General features: G+C 69.2%; 20 protein-coding genes and 1 pseudogene. 8 read left to right on the top strand and 13 right to left on the bottom strand.

The features are described 5' to 3' along the window. On the top strand, positions 1-148 hold a 148-nt coding region (locus ACT6QK_RS11530), incomplete at its 5' end, for a GcrA family cell cycle regulator (RefSeq protein ID WP_444597987.1). Positions 149-417: 269 nt separating this feature from the next. On the opposite strand, the gene apaG is transcribed toward ACT6QK_RS11530, so the two are convergent. Continuing rightward, positions 418-825 (bottom strand): Co2+/Mg2+ efflux protein ApaG, encoded by a 408-nt coding sequence (gene apaG / locus ACT6QK_RS11535; protein ID WP_444597968.1) that lies wholly within the window; start codon positions 823-825, stop codon positions 418-420. 74 nt (positions 826-899) lie between these two features. Here apaG and ACT6QK_RS11540 point away from each other — a divergent pair, with 74 nt between their 5' ends. Further along, positions 900-1919 carry a 2'-deoxycytidine 5'-triphosphate deaminase gene (locus tag ACT6QK_RS11540; protein WP_444597969.1) on the top strand — a complete coding sequence of 340 codons (1020 nt, stop codon included), beginning with the start codon at positions 900-902 and terminating at the stop codon, positions 1917-1919. Between the two features lie 7 nt (positions 1920-1926). Here ACT6QK_RS11540 and ACT6QK_RS11545 read toward each other — a convergent pair whose 3' ends face one another. Beyond that, entirely contained in the window at positions 1927-3180 is a 1254-nt protein-coding gene (locus tag ACT6QK_RS11545) for a UbiH/UbiF/VisC/COQ6 family ubiquinone biosynthesis hydroxylase (protein ID WP_444597970.1), read from the bottom strand. Between the two features lie 157 nt (positions 3181-3337). Between ACT6QK_RS11545 and ACT6QK_RS11550 the strand changes: the two genes are divergently transcribed. Both ACT6QK_RS11550 and ACT6QK_RS11555 read left to right on the top strand, forming a co-directional pair. Continuing rightward, positions 3338-5617, top strand: coding sequence for an NADP-dependent malic enzyme (locus ACT6QK_RS11550; protein ID WP_444597971.1), 2280 nt, complete (start codon positions 3338-3340; stop codon positions 5615-5617). Positions 5618-5699: 82 nt separating this feature from the next. Beyond that, the gene (locus tag ACT6QK_RS11555) at positions 5700-6515 is read left to right on the top strand and encodes a hypothetical protein (protein ID WP_444597972.1); all 816 of its coding nucleotides are present in this window, start codon (positions 5700-5702) and stop codon (positions 6513-6515) included. Positions 6516-6534: 19 nt separating this feature from the next. Here ACT6QK_RS11555 and ACT6QK_RS11560 read toward each other — a convergent pair whose 3' ends face one another. From ACT6QK_RS11560 to ACT6QK_RS11570, 3 genes are all read right to left on the bottom strand, one after another. After that, entirely contained in the window at positions 6535-7905 is a 1371-nt protein-coding gene (locus ACT6QK_RS11560; RefSeq protein ID WP_444597973.1) for an AmpG family muropeptide MFS transporter, read from the bottom strand. Positions 7906-7943: 38 nt separating this feature from the next. Beyond that, complete coding sequence (locus ACT6QK_RS11565; RefSeq protein ID WP_444597974.1) at positions 7944-9515, bottom strand: response regulator; 1572 nt, start codon at positions 9513-9515, stop codon at positions 7944-7946. Positions 9516-9598: 83 nt separating this feature from the next. Continuing rightward, on the bottom strand, positions 9599-11173 hold the full coding sequence (locus ACT6QK_RS11570) for a YifB family Mg chelatase-like AAA ATPase (protein WP_444597975.1): 1575 nt from the start codon (positions 11171-11173) through the stop codon (positions 9599-9601). 110 nt (positions 11174-11283) lie between these two features. On the opposite strand from ACT6QK_RS11570, the gene ACT6QK_RS11575 reads away from it, so the two are divergent. Beyond that, entirely contained in the window at positions 11284-11463 is a 180-nt protein-coding gene (locus ACT6QK_RS11575) for a hypothetical protein (RefSeq protein ID WP_444597976.1), read from the top strand. 2 nt (positions 11464-11465) lie between these two features. Here ACT6QK_RS11575 and gshB read toward each other — a convergent pair whose 3' ends face one another. The 8 genes from gshB to rdgB form a co-directional block, all read right to left on the bottom strand. After that, complete coding sequence (gene gshB / locus ACT6QK_RS11580) at positions 11466-12407, bottom strand: glutathione synthase (RefSeq protein WP_444597977.1); 942 nt, start codon at positions 12405-12407, stop codon at positions 11466-11468. A gap of 170 nt (positions 12408-12577) precedes the next feature. Continuing rightward, positions 12578-13393, bottom strand: a complete 816-nt coding sequence (locus tag ACT6QK_RS11585; protein WP_444597978.1) for a transglutaminase family protein — start codon at positions 13391-13393, stop codon at positions 12578-12580. Beyond that, positions 13390-13815 carry a YraN family protein gene (locus ACT6QK_RS11590; RefSeq protein ID WP_444597979.1) on the bottom strand — a complete coding sequence of 142 codons (426 nt, stop codon included), beginning with the start codon at positions 13813-13815 and terminating at the stop codon, positions 13390-13392. Before ACT6QK_RS11590 ends, ACT6QK_RS11585 begins: the two co-directional genes overlap by 4 nt. After that, entirely contained in the window at positions 13812-14687 is an 876-nt protein-coding gene (rsmI, locus tag ACT6QK_RS11595; protein ID WP_444597980.1) for a 16S rRNA (cytidine(1402)-2'-O)-methyltransferase, read from the bottom strand. The genes ACT6QK_RS11590 and rsmI overlap by 4 nt, the downstream gene beginning before the upstream one ends. Before the next feature lie 47 nt (positions 14688-14734). Beyond that, positions 14735-15517 (bottom strand): type I methionyl aminopeptidase, encoded by a 783-nt coding sequence (gene map / locus ACT6QK_RS11600; RefSeq protein WP_444597981.1) that lies wholly within the window; start codon positions 15515-15517, stop codon positions 14735-14737. Continuing rightward, the gene (locus ACT6QK_RS11605) at positions 15514-15726 is read right to left on the bottom strand and encodes a ParD-like family protein (protein ID WP_444597982.1); all 213 of its coding nucleotides are present in this window, start codon (positions 15724-15726) and stop codon (positions 15514-15516) included. The genes map and ACT6QK_RS11605 overlap by 4 nt, the downstream gene beginning before the upstream one ends. Before the next feature lie 64 nt (positions 15727-15790). Further along, entirely contained in the window at positions 15791-16963 is a 1173-nt protein-coding gene (gene hemW, locus ACT6QK_RS11610) for a radical SAM family heme chaperone HemW (RefSeq protein ID WP_444597983.1), read from the bottom strand. Further along, positions 16956-17552 (bottom strand): RdgB/HAM1 family non-canonical purine NTP pyrophosphatase, encoded by a 597-nt coding sequence (rdgB, locus tag ACT6QK_RS11615; RefSeq protein ID WP_444597984.1) that lies wholly within the window; start codon positions 17550-17552, stop codon positions 16956-16958. Before rdgB ends, hemW begins: the two co-directional genes overlap by 8 nt. 557 nt (positions 17553-18109) lie before the next feature. Between rdgB and ACT6QK_RS11620 the strand changes: the two genes are divergently transcribed. The 3 genes and pseudogenes from ACT6QK_RS11620 to ACT6QK_RS11630 all read left to right on the top strand — a co-directional run. After that, positions 18110-18691: a DUF2975 domain-containing protein gene (locus ACT6QK_RS11620; protein ID WP_444597985.1), complete on the top strand. Its 582-nt coding sequence runs from the start codon at positions 18110-18112 to the stop codon at positions 18689-18691. 90 nt (positions 18692-18781) lie between these two features. Beyond that, positions 18782-19024 carry a helix-turn-helix domain-containing protein gene (locus tag ACT6QK_RS11625; RefSeq protein WP_444597986.1) on the top strand — a complete coding sequence of 81 codons (243 nt, stop codon included), beginning with the start codon at positions 18782-18784 and terminating at the stop codon, positions 19022-19024. A gap of 18 nt (positions 19025-19042) precedes the next feature. Continuing rightward, a pseudogene (locus ACT6QK_RS11630) lies at positions 19043-19413 on the top strand (Smr/MutS family protein); the annotation flags it as partial.

Genomic DNA, 19413 nt, shown 5'->3' on the forward strand with positions numbered 1-19413 from the left:
CGACCCGTCCTCGCGCGAGTTCAGCTTCTGCGGCCGTCGCGCCTCGGAAGGCGTCTATTGCGTCGAACACGCCCGCGTGGCCTACCAGCCCCAGGTCAAGAAGAACGGCTCGACCGAACTGGCCCGTTCGCTGCGGCGCTACATCTAAGCAGAGGCGCTTCGCGCCGCGCTAACGCTCACGACGCGGTCGCTCGCTGCTTGAGCGCAAAGCGCTGACTTCCTCCATTCATTTGGAGCTACCAGCCACCCTGTCGACCGCACGGTTGACAGGACAGGGGGCGGGGCTGCGGTTATCCGGGTTGACGCAGCCCCATCACTCCTTTTTTCGCCCTATGTTCGGCTCGCGGAGCCTCACGACTTGAGGGCGGGTTTTCGCACTATGTTCGGTTCGCGGGCCTAACGACCTGAGGGCGGTCCTCAGTTCAGCACGCGCCGGGCGTCCGGGGTGTCGAGGCTGAAGGCGGGGATGGCGACCTCGAAGGTCCGGCCCAGATCGTCCACCATCACATAGGCGCCGACCATGGAGCCCGACGGCGTCGGCAAGGGGCAGCCCGAGGCATAGGCGTAACTGTCGCCCGACTGGATCGTCGGCTGTTCCCCGACCACGCCGGGCCCCTCGACCTGCTCCACATGGCCGTGGGCGTCGGTGATGATCCAGCGGCGCGAGATCAGCTGCACCGGCGACGGCGTCAGATTGACGATCTCGACCTGATAGGCCCAGACCCAGCGCCCCTCGTCCGGATCGGACTGGCCGGCCAGATAGGAGGGGCGGACACGGACCAGAACGCCGTCGGTCTCGGCCTGATAGGGTTGGGTGTCGTACATGGGCTGATGGAGCGCGCCGCACCGCTCGCGTCAAGCCGCGTGACGCCCGCGCGCCGCCGTGGCATTGACCCGGCATGAGCACTGAAAACCAGAAACCGGGCATCCTGCCCTGCCAGGGCATCGAGACCCTGATCGCCAACGGCGCCATCACCACCGCCACCCCCTTCGACGCCGATCAGGTCCAGCCGGCCAGCCTGGACCTGCGGCTGGGCGCCCGCGGCTGGCGCGTGCGGGCCTCCTTCCTGCCGGGGCAGAGACTGGTCGCGGACCGCATCGCCGACGTGTCGATGCACACGATCGACCTCAGCGGCGGCTATGTCCTGGAAAAGGGCTGCGTCTATATCGTCGAGCTGCAGGAGCGTCTGGCCCTGCCCGCCGGCCTGATCGCCCGCGCCAATCCCAAGTCCTCGACCGGCCGGGTGGACGTCTTCGTGCGACTGCTGACCGATCGGGGCCCCGTCTTCGATGACGTGGCAGAGGGTTACGAGGGGCCGCTCTATCTGGAGATCGCACCCCAGACCTTCTCCATCCTGGTCCGTCCCGGCACCCGGCTGAACCAGTTGCGCCTAAAGGCGGGCGAACCGCCGCGTCTGGAGACCCGCAGCGTCGGGGTCGACCTGAGGGGCGGCGACATCGTCGGCTTCAGAGGGCGGCGCCATGCCGGGGTGGTCGATCTGGACCATATCGACGGCCATGATCCGCGCGACTTCTGGGAGCCGCTGAGCCTGCGGCGCGGCGAACTGCTGCTGGATCCGGGCGAGTTCTACATCCTGGCCTCGTCGGACGACGTGGAAATCCCCGTCGATCAGGCCGCCGAAATGACCCCCATCGACCCGAGCGTGGGCGAATTCCGTGTCCACTACGCCGGCTTCTTCGACCCCGGTTTCGGCACCGATGAAGCTCATGGCGCGGGCTCCAAGGGCGTGCTGGAGGTCCGCACCCACGACACGCCCTTCCTGCTGGAACACGGCCAGATCGTCGCGCGGCTGGTCTATGAACCCCTGACCGAACGCCCCACCCGCCTCTATGGCGAGGGCGGCAGCCACTATCAGCGGCAGGGGCTGAAGCTGTCGAAACACTTCCGGCCCTGGTGAGCCGCCGCTAGACGGCCTCCCCGCGCAGAAGTCGTGGCAGGTCGCCGGTCGCGCCGCCGGCCTCGCGCATGAAGGCCTGACGCAGGGGCGGGATGCGGTTGACCGCCGCCATGCCGAGATCGCGGGCCAGACGGATCGGGGTGATGTCGTTTGAGAAGAGCCGGACAAAGGCGTCGAAGCCGGCGGCCAGCACCGTATTGTCAAACCGGCGCCAGCGGACGTAACGGTCCAGAACGATCTCCGAGCCGATGTCCTCGCCCAGACGCATCGCCTCGATCAGAACCTCGGCCAGGGCGGCGGCGTCCTTCAGCCCCATGTTCAACCCCTGCCCGGCCACCGGATGGACGCCATGGGCCGCATCGCCGATCAGGGCGACGCGAGAGGCGGTCAGCCGCTCGGCCAGGTCCAGCGACAGGGGGTAGACGAAGCGCGGCCCTTCGGGCGTGGCGCCGTCGAGGAAGTCGCCGAAGCGCCGCATCAGATGGGCCTGGAAGGCGGGGGCGGACGCCGACCTCAGGGCCTCGGCCCGTTTGGTCGGTTCGGTCCAGACCAGGCTGGCGCGCCGGTCGGTCAGGGGCAGGATGGCGAAGGGGCCGCCGGGCAGGAAATATTCGTGGGCGACATTGCCGTGGTCGCGGCCCAGCCGGACCGTGGCGACCACGCCCGACTGGTCGTATTTCCAGCCGACCGTGCCGATGCCGGCGGCCTTGCGCACCACAGAACCCCGCCCTTCGGCGCCGACCACCACGGGGGCGGACAGGAGGCGGCCGTCCTCCAGCGTCACCTGCGCCGCGCCGGGCTGGACGTCGACCGAGGCGACCCGCGCCGGGGCCAGGACCTCAATGTCGGACCTGCCGACCGCCTCGGCCAGGGCCGCGCGGATGCGACGGTTCTCGACCATGTAGCCCAGAGGCTCGCCGCCGTTGCCGTCGCCGATCTCGTCGGCGTCGAAGCGCAGATAGGCTGGCGACGCTGGCTTCGACGCCGCGCCGGGGCGCCGTCCGTCGGTCACCAGAATATGGTCCATGCGACAGGCGTGGGGGCGCAGGGCCTCGCCCAGCCCGAGCGCGTCCAGCATGCGGAAGGTCGACCAGGCGATGGCGGTCGAGCGTCCGTCGAAGGTCGGCGCCAGTTGGGTCTCAAACGGCTGGGGGTCGATCATCGCGACGCTCAGACCGCCTTGCGCCGCCGCCAGGGCGAAGCTGGCGCCCGACAGGCCGGCGCCGGCGATGATGACGTCGTGGGTGTGGACCTGGGTCATGGCGCGGGTTTAGCGCCGTCCGCCCCGTCGCGCCATGCGGTGACCGGATGTCACCGGTGTCATCGACTGCGCCGGACCGCCGCACGGTTGTCGCAGGGGAAGGCGGGCTCTAGGAGATGGGTCTGCCCCGCGCCCGAACCGCCTCTCTGGATTTCCGATGCCCGACCTGACCGACAAACAGACCTTCTCCGATCAGGACGCGCTCGACTTCCACCGCGTGCCGACGCCGGGCAAGATCTCCATGGCGCCGACCAAGCCCATGGCGACCCAGCGCGACCTGTCGTTGGCCTATTCCCCCGGCGTCGCCATCCCGGTCCTGGCCATCGCCGAGGACGTGGACAAGGCCTACGACTATACCTCCAAGGGCAATCTGGTCGCGGTGATCTCTAACGGCACGGCGATCCTGGGCCTCGGCAACCTGGGCCACATGGCGTCCAAGCCGGTGATGGAGGGCAAGTCGGTCCTGTTCAAGCGCTTCGCCGACGTCGACAGCTTCGACGTGGAGGTCAAGACCACCGACCCGGACGAGTTCATCACCGTGGTCAAGAACATCGGCGACACCTGGGGCGGCATCAATCTGGAGGACATCAAGTCCCCCGAATGCTTCGTCATCGAGAGCGAGCTGCAGGATCTGCTGGATATTCCCGTCTTCCACGACGACCAGCACGGGACGGCCATCATCTCCACCGCCGGCCTGATCAATGCCGCCCATATCGTCGGCAAGAAGCTGGAGGACCTGAAGGTGGTCCTGGCCGGCGCCGGGGCTGCGGGGCTGTCGTCCATCGCCCTGATGAAGGCGGCGGGCGTCCGGGCCGAGAACACCGTCATCTGCGACCGCGACGGCGTGGTCTACAGGGGTCGGCCGACCGGCATGGACCAGTGGAAGGCCGCCCACGCCACCGACACCCCCCACCGCACCCTCGCCGAAGCGATGGTCGGCGCCGACGTGGTGCTGGGTCTGGCCGCCAAGGGCGCGATCACCAAGGCGATGGTGGCGTCTATGGCTCCCAATCCGATCATCTTCGCCATGGCCAATCCGGACCCGGAGATCACGCCCGAGGACGTGCTGTCGGTCCGTTCCGACGCCATCATCGCCACCGGCCGGTCCGACTATCCCAACCAAGTCAACAACGTCCTGGCCTTCCCCTATCTGTTCCGGGGCGCCCTGGACGTGCGCGCGCGGCGGATCAACCACGAGATGAAGGTGGCCTGCGCCCAAGCCCTCGCCGCCCTGGCGCGCGAGGACGTGCCGGACGAGGTGGCGGCCGCCTATTCGGGGCGCAAGCTGAAGTTCGGCCCCGACTACATCATTCCGACGCCGTTCGATCCGCGTCTGATCTCCTACATCCCCCCGTTCGTCGCCCAGGCGGCGATGGACAGCGGCGTGGCGCGCAAGCCCATCCCCGACATGGAGGTCTATCGCACCTCCCTGCGCGGCCGGGCCGACCCGACCGCGGCCCTGATGCAGAAGATTTCCTCGGCCGTGCGTTCGGCGCCGGACAAGCGGGTCGTCTTCGCCGAGGGCGAGGAGCCGTCCGTCATCCGCGCGGCCTGGGGCTTCAAGCAGGCCGAACTGGGCACGCCGATCCTGATCGGCCGCGAAGATCTGATCCGTCAGAACGCCGCCGAGGCCGGGCTGAACTTCGACGATCTGGGCATCGAGATCGTCAACGCCCGCGTCAGTCACAAGAACGCCGAATACACCGACTGGCTCTATGAGAAGCTGCAGCGGCGCGGCTATCTGAAGCGCGACGTCCAGCGGATGATCAACCAGGACCGCAACTACTTCGCCGCCGCCATGGTGGCGAGGGGCGAGGCCGACGCCGTGGTCACCGGGGCGACCCGCAACTTCAACATGGTGCTGAAGGAGATCCGCCGCGTCCTGGACGTCAAGGAGCGGATGATCGGCCTGTCCATCCTGCTGTCCAAGGGCCGCACCTTGTTCGTGGCCGACACCTCGATACACGAACTGCCCAACGCCGAGGAACTGGCCGAGATCGCCATCCAGGCCGCCGAGACGGTGCGCAAGCTGGGCCGCACCCCGCGCGTGGCCTTCCTGTCCTATTCGACCTTCGGCAATCCCCCGGGCGAGCGCGGCGAGAAGGTCCGCGAGGCCATCCGCATTCTGGATCAGCGTGGCGTCGATTTCGAATACGAGGGCGAGATGCCGCCGGAATTGGCGCTGGAGCCCGGCCTGCGCGGCGCCTATCCCTTCATGCGTCTGACGGGGCACGCCAACGTCCTGGTCATGCCGGCCATCCATTCGGCCTCGATCTCGACCCGTCTGGTCCAGTCCCTGGGTGGGGCGACCGTCATCGGTCCGCTTCTGGTCGGGCTGGAGAAGCCGGTCCAGATCGTCAGCCTGGGCGCCTCGGTGTCGGAGATCATCACCGCCGCCACCTTCGCCGCCTACGACGGGGTGTCGCCGGAGGCGTGACGGCGAGCGGGATTGTCGATTTCGCTCGACAAACCGTCGGTATGGCGCACTCTGATCCTGCTAGCGGGATCGGGGGATCATCGTGCCTTATCGTCATGCCTGGCTGTTCATCCTCGCCCTGATCGGGGCGACGGTCGTGGCCTTCTGGCGGGGTTATCTGTCCCGCCTCGGCGCGTCGCCGATGGCCTTTCACCTGCACGGGACGACGGCGGGTTTCTGGATGATGCTGCTGGCCTTCCAGAGCTGGAACATCCATGGCCGCAGCCGGGCGCTGCACAAGGCGGCGGGGCTCGCGATCTTCGCCGCCGTGCCCCTGTTCTTCCTCGGCTCGGTCGCCGTGCTCCAGACCATGGCCCAGGCGACGGCCGGCGGGCGCGATCCCTTCTACGCCATCTATGGCGAGCGGCTGGGCGCCTATGATCTGATCGCCGCCACCGCCTTCGGCTGGCTGGTCTGGATGGCCCTTGCGACGCGGAGGAACGTGCAGTTGCACAGCCGCTACATGCTGGCGACCAGCCTGCTGCTGCTCGGCCCGGTCGTGGGACGGGTGATCAACCGGGTCGTGCCGGGCTTGGTCATCTCCAGCCCCGCCGACTTCCACCTGTTCGCCTGGGGCATCCATCTGTCGACCGCCGTGGCGGTGGGGATCGCGGCCTGGCTCTATCTGTCCAACCGCCGCTTCGGCCGGCCGTGGCTGATCGCGGGCGGCGCCTGCCTGCTGGAATCGATCGTCTTCGAGACCCTGGCGAAGACGGCCGTCTGGGAGCGGGTCTTCACCAGCCTCGCCCCGGTCTCGACGTCGGGTCTCTATGCGGCGGGACTGTTGGTCGGGGCGGCGATCGTCTGGTTCAGCTGGAAGGCGACGCCGCCCCTGCGACCGGCCCCGGTCGCCACCTAGTCAGCCGGCGAGCGCGACCTCAGCCCGACGTCTCGGTTGCACCCCCGCGAAGACGGCGATTGCGGCGTTCGAGGATCCAGCAGAGCAGGACGGCGGGGATGCCGACAGCGGCGGTCCCGGCGAAGAACAGGGCATAGGCGGTCATGAGCTCATGTCCCTTTTCCAGGGCTTCGACCGCGACGCCGGAGAAGCCCTTCAGGAACTTGCCGAGCAAGGCGTAGAAGGAGCTGAGCAGGGCATACTGGGTCGCCGTATAGCCGATGCCGGTCAGGCTGGACATGTAGGCGACGAGGGCCGCTCCGGCGAAGCCCTCGGAGAAGTTCTCGACGAAGAGCACGCCGCCGAAGACCGGCGTCGACAGGCCGACCAGCGCCATCACCGTATATCCGAGGTTCGACATCGGCCCGATCAGGGCGCCCAGCAGAAGCGTCGGTCCGAACCCGAAGCGCACGGCGCTGAGGCCGCCGGCGGCGATCCCGAGGAAGGCCGCGACGATGCCGACGCTGAGGCGCATGGCGCCGATGGCCTCCTTGGTCAGTCCCAGGTCGATGTAGAAGGGACCGACCATCGGCCCCATGACGAAGTCCGGCAGACGATAGAGGCTGATGGCGGCCAGCATCAGCAGGGCGGCGGACCTGTGGGTCTTGAGAAAGTTGAGGAAGGGGCCGACCACCGCGTCGAACAGGCCCCTCGGCGTCCACGGCGGGGCGCCGCCCGTGGCCGCCGCGATCTCGCGCCGATCAACCGGTTCCTTCGCGAAGAGGGTGGCGGTGATGGCGATGACCATGGCCGCACCCCAGATGGCGTAGGCGCCGTTCCAGCCGAACCAGCTGGCGAAGAACAGGATCAGGGCGTTCCCCGCCAGGATGGCGAACCGGTACCCGAGCTGGAAGGCCGAGGTCAGCAGACCCATGTCCTCGTCGTTCTCGGCGCTTTCGATCCGCCAGGCGTCGACGGCGATATCCTGCGTCGCCGAGGCGAAGGCGGTGACCAGGGCGGCGATCCCCAGCGCCGTCAGCCCGCCCTCGGGCCCGATCACGGCCATGGCGATCAGGGCGACCCCGACCACCAGTTGCGACAGAATCATCCAGCCGCGCCTGCGTCCCAGCCGCCCGAGCAGCGGGACGTCGAACCGGTCCACGACCGGCGCCCAGATGAACTTGAAGGAATAGGCCAGCCCGACCCAGGAAATGAAACCGATGGCCGACAGGGCGACATCGCCCTCGGCCAGCCAGATGCTGAGGGTGGCGCCGGTCAGCAGGAAGGGCAGGCCCGAACCGAAGCCGAGCAGCAGGGTGATCAGCACCCGCCCGCGCGACAGGGCGGCGAACACGTCCCGCGTCCCGGGCTTCTTCTTCGGCGGTTCAGGCTGCGTCGGCGCGTCGGTCATTCAGGGCTCTCCGGACCCCCGGTCCGGGCGTCCTGTCGTCACGCGACCTTGGCGCGGCTCGGACGGTTCGTCCAGCGGGTCAGGGCGATGCGCAGGGCGTCCAGTTCCAGCGGCTTGACCAGATGGTCGTTCATCCCGGCCTGAAGGCAGGTGCGACGGTCCTCGGCGAAGGCGTTGGCGGTCAGGGCGACGATGGGGGTCTCGTCTCCGGCGACGCGGATGGCGCGCGCAGCCGACGGCCCGTCCATGCCCGGCATCCGCATGTCCATGAAGACCAGATCGAAGCGGGCGCGCTTCATGGCCTGGATCGCTTCATGGCCCGTCGCGGCCGTCTCGACCACGCAGCCCTCGCGGCGCAGCAGGGTGCGGGCCAGCAGGGCGCCGACCGGATTGTCCTCGACCAGAAGCACGCGGACGCCCGCGAACTGGGCCGGGGCGACGCGGTCGTCGTCGCTGGGCACGGCGGGCGGGGCGCCCGGGCCGCTGAAACGGCCGGCCGCGGCCAGCACCCGTTCGATCAGGGAGGCCCGGCGCAGGGGCTTGATCAGATAGCCGTGGAAGCCGGCGGCGCGGTAGCGGCTGATCAAGTCGCGCTCGGTCGGTTTCAAGAGGACGATTCCTCGCCCCGTCTCAGGCCGAGGGGCCAGATGGCCGGGGGCGGCGCAAGCATGGTCGACCAGGGTGACGGGCGCCGGATCATAGACCCCCCCGCCGCTGGCCGCGATCTGGCTGACGGCCGCCTGGATGATGAAGAGGTCGGGCGAACGGACCGCCACCTCCAGACCCTCCAGAGGATAGTCGCGCAACGGCTGTTCGGGCGCGGCGTCGAACGCGGCCTCGAAGCGGAAGCGGGAGCCCGGCGCGGCGGGCCGACGGGCGCGGCGGCCGAAGGTCTCCTCCTCGACAACCCGGTAGTCGACCGAGACGGTCCCCCCCATGGCCTCGGCCAGGCGGCGCACCACGGCCAGGCCCAGACCCGCCCCGCCGAAGCGGGTGGCGTCGGTCACATCGGCATGCCCAAACTCCTCGAAGATGCGTTCGCGCGCCTCTTCCGGCACGCCCGGGCCGGTGTCCTCGACCACGAAAGCCAGATGGGGCCGGGCGTCAGAGCCGCCGATGCGGTCCACCGTGATGGCCACCCCGCCGCGTTCGGTGAACTTCACGGCGTTGCCGGCCAGGTTGAACAGGACCTGCCGCAGCCGGCCGTCGTCGGCCATGATGTCGGGCACGTCGTGGCAGACCGACCAGACGATCTCCAGCCCCTTGTCGTGGGCGCGGGGGCTGAGCAGCTCGGCCACGCCGCGCGCCAGGGTCTCGACGTTCAGGGGCGCCGGATCGAACTCCAGCTTGCCGGCCTCCAGTCGCGCATAGTCCAGCAGGTCGTTGACCAGCCCCAGCAGGTGTTCCGCCGATTCCCGGGCCGCCTCCGCATAGGCGCGCTGGGCGCCGTTCAGGTCGGTGCGGGCCAGCAGGCCCAGCATGCCGATCACCCCGTTCAGGGGGGTGCGCATCTCATGGCTCATCAGCCGCAGGAATTGGTCGGCGCCGGTGTCCGACGCCGCCTTCGCGGCGGCCTTGGGGGTGTCTGAGTGTTTCGCGCGCCGGCTCATGGGCGTCCGTCTCCCTGTCGCCGCACGATGAAGGCAAAAGGGTTAACGGGGACTCAAGACTCGTCCATCGGCGATCGGTGATTTCACCAGGCCGGGATAGACGATCGGCGGGCGGCCTGACGGTCGAAATCGCCCTCGGCCTCGGTGGTGGTGCGACGATAGATCAGGGCCTCGGCGATATGGCGGCGCAGGACCCCGGTCGCTCCCTCCAGATCGGCGATGGTGCGGGCCAGCCGCAGGGTCCGGGTCCAGCCGCGCGCGGTCAGGCCGCCCGCCTCCCCTGCCCGCATCAGGAGAGCCTTGCCCGCCTCGTCGGGCACCGCGAACCGGTCCAGGGTCGCGCCCGACGCCCGGGCGTTCAGCCCCTCGAACGGGTCCAGCCCCGCCTCGCGCACCCGTTCGATCTGGGCCTCGCGCGCGGCGGCCACGCGGGCGGCGGCCTCGGCCGTGCCCTCGGCGGGGGGCGGCAGGGCCATGTCGGCGGCGGTGACCGGCGGGGTCTCCACCGTCAGGTCGATGCGATCAAACATCGGGCCTGAGATGCGGTTCTGGTAGTCGCGCTGGCAGCGGGGGGCCTTGCCGCAGGCGCCTTTCCCCACCCCGCCGACGCCGCAGCGGCAGGGGTTCATGGCGGCGACCAGCTGGAACCGGGCCGGGTATTTCACATGGTGATTGGCGCGGGCGACGATGATCTCGCCTGTCTCCAGCGGCTGGCGCAGGCTGTCGAGCGCCTGGGCCGAATACTCGGGCAGTTCGTCTAGGAAGAGGACGCCGTTGTGGGCCAGGGAGGCCTCGCCCGGCTTGGCCCGATGCCCGCCGCCGGTCAGGGCCGCCATGGAGGCCGAGTGGTGGGGGGCGCGGAACGGGCGGTCGCGGGTCAGGGCGCCGCGCTCGATCAGCCCGGCCACCGACCAGACCATGGAGGTCTCCAGCAGTTCCTGCGGCGTCAGGGGCGGCAGGAGGCCGGGCAGGCGGGCCGCCATCATCGATTTGCCCGATCCGGGCGGGCCGATGAAGAGCAGGTTGTGCCCACCGGCGGCGGCCACCTCCAGGGCGCGCTTGGCGCTCTCCTGACCCTTGACCTCGCGCAGGTCGGGCACACGCTCGCCCATGGCCACGGGACCGGGCGCGGGCGCCGCCATCACCTGCACCCCCTTGAAGTGGTTGATGAGGCCGATGAGGGAGCGGGGCGCCAGGATCCGCACATCCCCGGCCCAGGCGGCCTCGGGCCCGTTGGCCTCGGGGCAGATCAGGCCCAGACCCATGGCCGACAGGGCCACGGCAGCGGGCAGTGTGCCGCCTACCGCTGCGATCCGCCCGTCCAGCCCCAGCTCGCCCAGCGCCGCCCAGCCCTCCAGCGCGTCCGGCGCGATCACCCCCATGGAGGCCAAGAGGGCCAGGGCGATGGGCAGGTCGAAATGGCTGCCTTCCTTGGGCAGGTCGGCGGGCGCCAGGTTGGCGATGATGCGTTTGGCCGGCAGCGCCAGCCCGATGCCGGCGAAGGCGCCGCGCACCCGTTCACGGCTCTCGGCCACCGCCTTGTCCGGCAGGCCGACGATGTTGAAATGGCCGTGCTCGCTCGAGAGCTGCTGGACCTGCACGTCCACTCGCCGCGCCTCGACCCCCTCGAACGCCACCGTCGCGATGCTGGCCAGCATATCTTCGTTCTCCGATACTGAGAACGAACCATGAACTTGAAGGGTTTGCAAGGGGCATGGCGCAAGGCTCGTCCATGGAAACCTGTCGATACCCGAGGCGTTCTCAGCCCATGGACAATCTTCAGCACATCCTGATCGGCATCGTGGTTCTGGTCGGCGTCGGGGCCCTGCTGGTCCTGATTTTCGGCGCCCCGGCCCGAACGGCCCGCTTCACGGACGCCGATGCGGACGGTGAGCCGGACGAAACGCCGGAGCAGAAGCGCCGCGCACTGGAAGACGACGGAGCTTAGCTTCAGGCCCGCTTCGCCTCGATCACGTCCCACATGGCCGCCGTGGCGTCGATGCCCGTGAATTTCTTAAGCTGCTGGGCGCCGGTGGGAGAGGTGACGTTGATCTCGGTCAGATAGTCGCCGATCACGTCGATGCCGACGAAGATCAGCCCCTTGGCCTTCAGGGTCGGACCGATGGCGGCGCAGATCTCCAGATCGCGCGGGGTCAGTTCGACCGGCATGGCCGTGCCGCCGACGTGCAGGTTGGAGCGCACCGCCCCGGCCGCCGGGACCCGGTTGATGGCGCCGACGGGCTCGCCGTCGATCAGCAGGATGCGCTTGTCGCCCTTGGACACCGCCGGGATGAATTTCTGGATCACCAGGGGGTCGCGCGAGGCGCCCTGATGGATCTCGATCAGGGCGTCGAGATTGGGGTCGTCGGCGCGCAGCTTGATGACGCCCGAACCGCCGTTGCCGTGCAGGGGCTTCAGCACCACGTCGCCGTGCTTCCTGTGGAACTCGGTCAGGGCGATGGGGTCGGAGGTGATCAGGGTCGGCGGCTGCAGGCCCGGGAAGGCGGTGACCATCAGCTTTTCAGGCGCCGAACGCACCTCGGCCGGATCGTTGACCACCAGGGTCTGCGGATGGATCCGCTCCAGCATGTAGGTGGCGGTGACATAGGCCATGTCGAAGGGCGGGTCCTGACGCATCAGGATGACGTCGATGTCCTCGGCCAGATCCAGCTTCACCCAGTCGCCGAAGGTGACATGGTCGCCCGCGACGTGGCGCAGGGTCACAGGACGGGCGCGGCAGTAGAGACGGCCTTCCTCGAGCGCCAGGGTGCGGAAGTCATAGACCCAGAGGGCGTGGCCGCGTTCCTGAGCCGTCATCATCATCAGCCAGGTCGTGTCGACCTCGATATCGACCCCTTCGACGGGGTCCATCTGGATCGCGACCTTGAGCATTGTGGAGACCTTGCGCCGTTGGAGCTTGGGTAATGGGGCGGCGTCAGCGAGGGCGCAAGTGTGGAGGTTCGAGGGGCGACGGATGAGGGTCGAGGGATCAGACGGACACATCCGGCAGGACAGCACCCCAGACTTCAAACCTCGTCCCTCGAACCTCGCCCCTCCTGCCCTCAGTTCAGCCGCAGCCTCAGCCGCTCGATGGCCGGAGGCGGGACGTCCGAGGTTTCGCCGGAGACGATGCGCGCCCTGGCCAGGGCCTCGATGGCGCCGGCCAGACGCCCCTGCTTTTCGCGCGCCGAGGCCACGTCGAGCCAGGGGCGATGGTCGAGCGGGTCCAGAAGGGCGCGCCGCACCGCCGACCGCTCGGCCGCCTCATAGTCGCCTTTGCGCAGCGCCCGGTTGAACAGCAGATTCTGCAGCCGGATCAAGGCCTGTCGATCCGTCACCGGGGCCATCAGCAGATCGAGCCGGTGCGCCACATGGGGCGTCAGCCCGGCCAGCAGGGCCCGGCGGCTGAGTTCCGACGGCAGGACGATCCGGCCCTGGCTAAAGGGATCCAGCGCCACCGGGCCGGCCGGAGTCTCCACGCGCAGCAGGAAGTGGTTGGGGAAATCGACACCCTCGGCCCTGACCCCCGCCCGCCGGGCGGCGTCGAGGTAGAAGACGGCCAGGGCGGCGGACAGGCCGCGTCGGCGCGAGGCCACGGCGATGATGTCGGTGTTGGTGGCGTCGTCGGCGTCCATCAGGTCGCCGTTCAGACCGAAGTCCGCGCCCATGGTCTCGGTCAGGGCGTCGTCGGGCGATTCGGAGCCGATCCGTTCGGCCAGTCGCGCGGCGGCCTTGGCGGCCAGAACCCGCACGGGCTCGGCGTCCCGGAACGGATAGTCGTGCAGGGCGCAGGCGATGGCGGCTTCCAGCAGGGGAAAGGCCTCGTCCTCGGCATGACCCGCCGCCTCCAGACCTTCTTCCGCCTCCTCGCGCGTCACGGATAGCCGTCTCCGGGTGGACCGATGGCGGCAAGATGACGTGGAAAACGTCCGGGGGCCAGCGCCACCATGTCGATGCGCAACTGATGGCCGGCCAGGCTGGGTCTTCCACGCAACACCGCCCGGCCCGCCGCCAGCAAGCGGGCGTGCTGTTCGGCCCCGATCGCTCCCATGGCGGCCTCGATCGTGGCCCGGCGCTTGACCTCGACCACGGCCAGCACCTTTCCGCGCCGCGCGAGAATGTCGATCTCCCCCGCGCGCGATTTCAGCCGGAAGCCGAGGATCTGCCAGCCGTGCAGCATCAGCCAGGCCGCCGCGATCCATTCCGCCCGACGACCGGCGCCCCGCGAGATTCCACCCGACGCCCGACGCCATTCCGCCTTGGCCGGCTTGGGTGACGGGGCCGGACGGAGCGACTTCATCCCCGGCCCTGCATTTCCAACGCCCGGCGATAGAGGGCCTTGCGCGGCAGGTCGAGGGCGCGCGAGACCTCCGACGCCGCCTCTCCCGGCGGCAGACGGGTCAGGGCCTCGGCCAGGGCGGCGTCGGCGTCCTCGGCGCTGGCGACCTCGGCCTCTCCGGGGCCGATGACGACGACGATCTCCCCCTTGGGCGCATCCAGATGCGGATCGGCGGCGAGGGCGGACAAGGGGCCGCGCACGCAGTCCTCATGCAGCTTGGTCAGTTCGCGGGCCACGGCGGCGGGCCGGTCGCCGAGGACCTCGGCCATGTCCGCCAGCGACGCCGCCAGACGCGGGCCGCTCTCGAAGAAGACCAGGGTCTGGCGCGCGGATTTGAGCTCCGTCAGGGTCGTCTTCCGGGCGGCGGACTTGGGCGGCAGGAAGCCGGCAAACAGCACCCGGTCCGCCGGCAGGCCCGCGATGCAGAGGGCGGCCAACAGGCTGGAGGCGCCGGGGATGGGATGCAGGGGCAGGCCCGCCTCGACCACCGCCCGGGCCACGACGAAGCCGGGGTCGGACACCATCGGCGTGCCCGCGTCGGAAATCAGGGCGACCACCTGGCCCTCGCGAATGCGGTCGATGGCGATTTCGGCGGCGCGGGCCGAGGCGTGGTCGTCGCACCGCTCCAGCTTCGCCCTCAGTCCATAGGCGGTCAGCAGCTTGGCCGAGACGCGGGTATCCTCGGCCAGCACGAGATCGGCCGCCGCCAGAACATCCAGCGCTCTCAGGGTCATGTCGCGCAGGTTCCCGATCGGCGTCGCCACCAGATAGAGGCCGGGCGACACCGGGCGGGGCGGCGGAGCGGCGGGCGGAAACAGCGGGCGTTCGGTCATGGCCGGAAACTGCCAGTCCCGGGCCGCCGCGCCAACCGCCGATGCGGTCAGGCGGCCTTGTTCAGGCCCGCGCCCATCTCGTCGGGCCTCAGGGTCAGGACACGAACCCCGCCGCGGGTCACGGCCACCGTATGCTCGAACTGGGCCGAGAGCTTTCCGTCGGTAGTGGTGACGGTCCAGCCGTCGTCGGCCGTCTCGACCGTGCGGCGGCCCTGGTTGATCATCGGCTCGATGGTGAAGACCATGCCTTCGCGCAGGGTCAGGCCGCGTCGCGGCTTGCCGAAGTGCAGGACCTGAGGCTCCTCGTGCATCTCGCGGCCGATGCCGTGGCCGCAGTAGTCGCGCACGACCGAATAGCCGGCGCGTTCGGCATGGTGCTGGATCGCATGACCGATGTCGCCGAGCGTGGCGCCGGGCTTCACGACGCGGATGCCCTTCCACATGGCCTCATAGGCCGTGCGGACCAGCCGCCGGGCCTGGGGCCCGACCTCGCCCACCAGATAGGTCTTGGAGGAATCGGCGATGAAGCCGTTCTTCTCCAGGGTGATGTCCAGATTGACGATGTCGCCGCCCTTCAGCACCTCGTCCTTCGAGGGCACGCCATGGCAGACCACCGCGTTGCGCGAACTGTTCAGGACGAAGCCATAGCCGTACTGGCCCTTGGACGCCGGGCGCGCCCGAAGCTCATCCACGATGAAGGTCTCGACCCGGTCGTTGATCTCCAGGGTGTTCATGCCCTCCAGTTTCAAACCATCCAGATGGGTGAAAACCGAGGCGAGCAGCCGCCCGGACTCGGCCATCAGCTCGACTTCAGCGGGCGTTTTGGTCACGCGGCGACCTCGGTCTGCACAGGCTCGCCGACGCCGGCGGCCCTCAGTTCGCGTGCGGCCAGTTCCTGAAAGGTCAGGCCGGGGTTGAGTTCGCCCAACATGCCGATCCTGATCCAGAAGGCCGCCTGGGCGTTGATCGAGCGACAGGACGCCTTGCTGGCGCGACGCAGCTGTTCGTGGAGGTCGTCCTCGATGTTGACGATGCCCATGGAGTTTTGGCCTATATGAAATATATTCGTTTCATATATTCGGTCGACTGCCGGGGCAAGCGCCTCAGGTCAGGATGGACTTCAGCACCGCGTCCAGCACCGGCCGTCCGGCCGCCGTCGCGACGATCCTGTCGCCGCCTCGGGTCAGGAAGCCGTCGGCGATCAGGTCATCCGCGCGGTTGACGATATCGAGGGTCGCAAGGTCGGCGACGGCGGCGCCCTCGACGGTGCGGAGGCCGAGAAGGATGCGCTCTTCGGCGGCCTCGGCGGCGTCCTGACGATCGGCGTCGCTCCAAGGTGTCCCGGCCGCAGCGCCCTGAACATAAGCGGCGATATTGCGATGGGCGACGGTGGCGGTGCGGGCACCTTCGAGCGTGATACGACCGTGGGCGCCGGGGCCGAGGCCCAGATAGTCGCCGCCACGCCAGACATGCAGGTTATGGGCGGAGCGGGCCGGAATCCCGCGCGCATGGTTGGACACCTCATAGGCCTCGAACCCGGCGCGGCCGAGGACGATCTGGGTGGTCTCGTAAAGGTCGGCGGCGAGGTCCTCATCCGGCGGCGTCAGGGTCCCGCGCGCGAAGGCCCGGCCGAAGGCGGTCGTCGGCTCTATGGTCAGTTGATAGGGGGAGACGTGCTCGAAGCCGAGATCGACCGCCGTCTCCAGCTCCCGGGTCCAGTCGGAGACCGTCTGACCGGGGCGGGCGTAGATCAGGTCGATGGACAGGCGGTCGAAGGCGGCGGCCGCGAGGGCGATGGCGCGCCGGGCCTCCGCCGCCGAATGGTTGCGGCCGAGGAACCTCAGGGCGTCGTCGTCCAGCGACTGGACCCCGAGGGACAGCCGGTTGACCCCGGCGGCGGCCAGGTCGCGGAACCGCCCGGCCTCGGCGTCGGTCGGATTGGCCTCAAGCGTGATCTCGATGGGGCCGCGCGGCGGCAAGAGGGCCTGGGCCCGGTCGATGACCGCCGCCACGGCCTCGGGCGCCATCAGGGAGGGAGTGCCGCCGCCGAAGAAGATCGAGGCCAGACGGCGGGGGCCGGTCAGGGCGGCCTGGGCCTCCAGATCGGACAGGATCGCCGCGACCAGCCCGGCCTGTTCCTCGTTCCGGCCGCGGTCGCGCACGACGTTGAAGTCGCAGTAGGGGCAGATGCGGGCGCAGTAGGGCCAATGGACGTAGAGCCCGACGTCCGTCCCGGGATTGGGGGGCCCCGGATCCAGCGGATCGGCCTCAGTCAATCAGGGCGGCCTTCAGACGGGCGAAGGCGCGGGTGCGGTGGCTGTCGGCCTCCTTGGCCACGCGGTCCATCTCGCCATAGGTCAGGTCCGACCCCTCCGGGATGAAGATCGGGTCGTAGCCGAAGCCCCGCTCGCCCCGCGGCGGGAAAACGAGGCTTCCGTCCACCCGGCCCTCGACCACCACGCACGGTCCGTCGGGCCAGGCCACGGCCAGGGCCGAGGTGAACCAGGCCGAACGATCGGGCGAGCCGGCTTCCTCCAGCCGCTCCTCGACCTTGCGGATGGCGGCGGCGAAATCCTTGCCCGGTCCGGCCCAGCGGGCGGAGAAAATGCCCGGCGCCCCGTCCAGGGCCGCGACCGACAGGCCCGAGTCGTCGGCGATGGCGACCTCGCCCGACCGTTCGGCGGCATGACGGGCCTTGAGCATGGCGTTGCCGGCGAAGGTGCTCTCGGTTTCGGCAGGTTCGGGCAAGTTCAGCTGTCCGGCCGTGACGATCTCGTAATTTCCGTCCAGCAGGGCGGCGATTTCGGGCGCCTTGCCGGCGTTGTGCGTGGCCAGGACCAGACGCATCCCCTTGATAAGCCTCATCTTCTCATCCGATCACGCTGCCGTAACAATCCATTGCCGAATTTTAATATCGTTAAACGATAAGTAACGTGACCTTTGTCATGGCACGTCCTATCTATGTTCTCACGAACGGGGGCCGCACCGTTCCAAGGATCGAGGGAAACCAGCAATCCTTAACCAGCGGTCATCACATAAGCGGGCATAAACGTCCCGCACTCAGGAGAACTGCAATGAACACGATGAACGCCTCGCTCTTCATGGACAAGGTCGGCGCTGTGCTGATCAACGTCGCCCTGCTGGCCGCCCTGCCGACCGCCATGGTCGCCATCCTGGCCCAGGCCTTCTAAGACCGCTTCGACTTCGACGCCATCACTCCCGCAGGCCGGTTCGCTTCGGCGAACGACCTGGCGGGGAGAACGGACAGGCCGCGTCGGGTCGAGAAGGCGGAGCCTTCTGACCGCGGCCAAGAATATCGGAGCTTTGACGAACGTCATGAAGATCGCAAAGAATGAAGCCGTGACGGGGTTCGCCGGACCTCGCGCGGCTTTTCTCTTTTCAGACCCGGCCTGAGGACCGTCATGCGGCTGCCCGAACCTCTAGCGCGACTGCCACGGCCGCAGCTGATCGGCGCGGTGCGCGGCATGGGGCACGGCTCCGTGGCCAGCGTGCTGAAGATCGCTCTCGACGCGGCCTATGTGCTGCTGGCCCTCATCACGCTGGTGGCCCTTATCGCCCTCGTGGTCTTCCTGTTCCTGCCAGTCGACAACTGGACCGTCTCCAATGAGGAGGGCGGGGTGCAGCAGGCCCTGACCCGGCCCCTGATCCTGTTCGGCCTGGGCGTGCTGTGCGCCTGGTTCGGCGGTTTCCTGCTGATCCTGCGTCAGTTGCGCCAGATTTTCCGCACCCTGACCCTCGGCGATCCGTTCCAGCCCGAGAACGTGCGTCGTCTGCGCCAGATCGGCGCCACCCTGGCTATCGTCACCGCCGGCGTCTGGATCGCCCAGAGCGTGGTCGCCGCCCGGCTGGCCCCCGGTGTGCTGGACCGTCAGGGCGTCGGCGCCCTGTTGACCCCGATCTTCTCCGTCATGGTCGTGTTCGTTCTGGCCGAGGTGTTCCGCGAGGGCGCCCGGCTGCGCCGAGAATCCGAACTGACCATCTAGGGCCGTCATGACACCGCGCCCTTCCTCCGCTATTCGCGCCCATGTCGCCAGACGCGATGCGTCGAGCGACGGCGCCCTTCGAGACTCATAATGGCCATCCGCATCCAGCTAGATCGCGTCCTGCTCGAACGGCGCATGTCCCTGACCGAACTGGCGGATCGGGTGGGCGTCACCCTGGCCAATCTGTCGATCCTGAAGACGGGCAAGGCGCGGGCCATCCGCTTCTCGACCCTGGACGCCCTGTGCCGCGAGCTGAACTGTCAGCCCGGCGACCTGCTGGTCCATGAGCCGGGGCCCCAGGCCACGGCAGGGGAAGACGATGCCGATGCCTGAACCGGGCGCGCTTCGGGCATGAAGAAGACCGGCGGGTCCGGCGAACTCACGCCCGAGGACCGTCGCATCTGGACCCGGGTTTCCGGCTCGGTCACCCCGCCCAAATCCCGCAAGGCCGCCCGTGTGCCGGTGGCGGGGCCGATCGGAGACGGCGAATCCGTTGCGGATGCCGCGCCGCGCCCGGCGGTCAAACCGGTTCCCCGACGCAAGACCGCAGCGACGCCCGCTGCGCCCGCCCCGCCGCCGCCGTCGCCGCAGCGCCTGCCCGGCCGGTCGCCGCCCGAGGAACTGGAGCCCCGCCGCCAGCGCCGCCTGTCGCGCGAACGCGATCCCATCGACGGCCGCCTCGACCTGCACGGCTTCGGCCGGTTCGAGGCCGAGGACCAGCT

The sequence above is a fragment of the Brevundimonas sp. genome, assembly GCF_052436175.1.
Taxonomy (GTDB): Bacteria; Pseudomonadota; Alphaproteobacteria; order Caulobacterales; family Caulobacteraceae; genus Brevundimonas.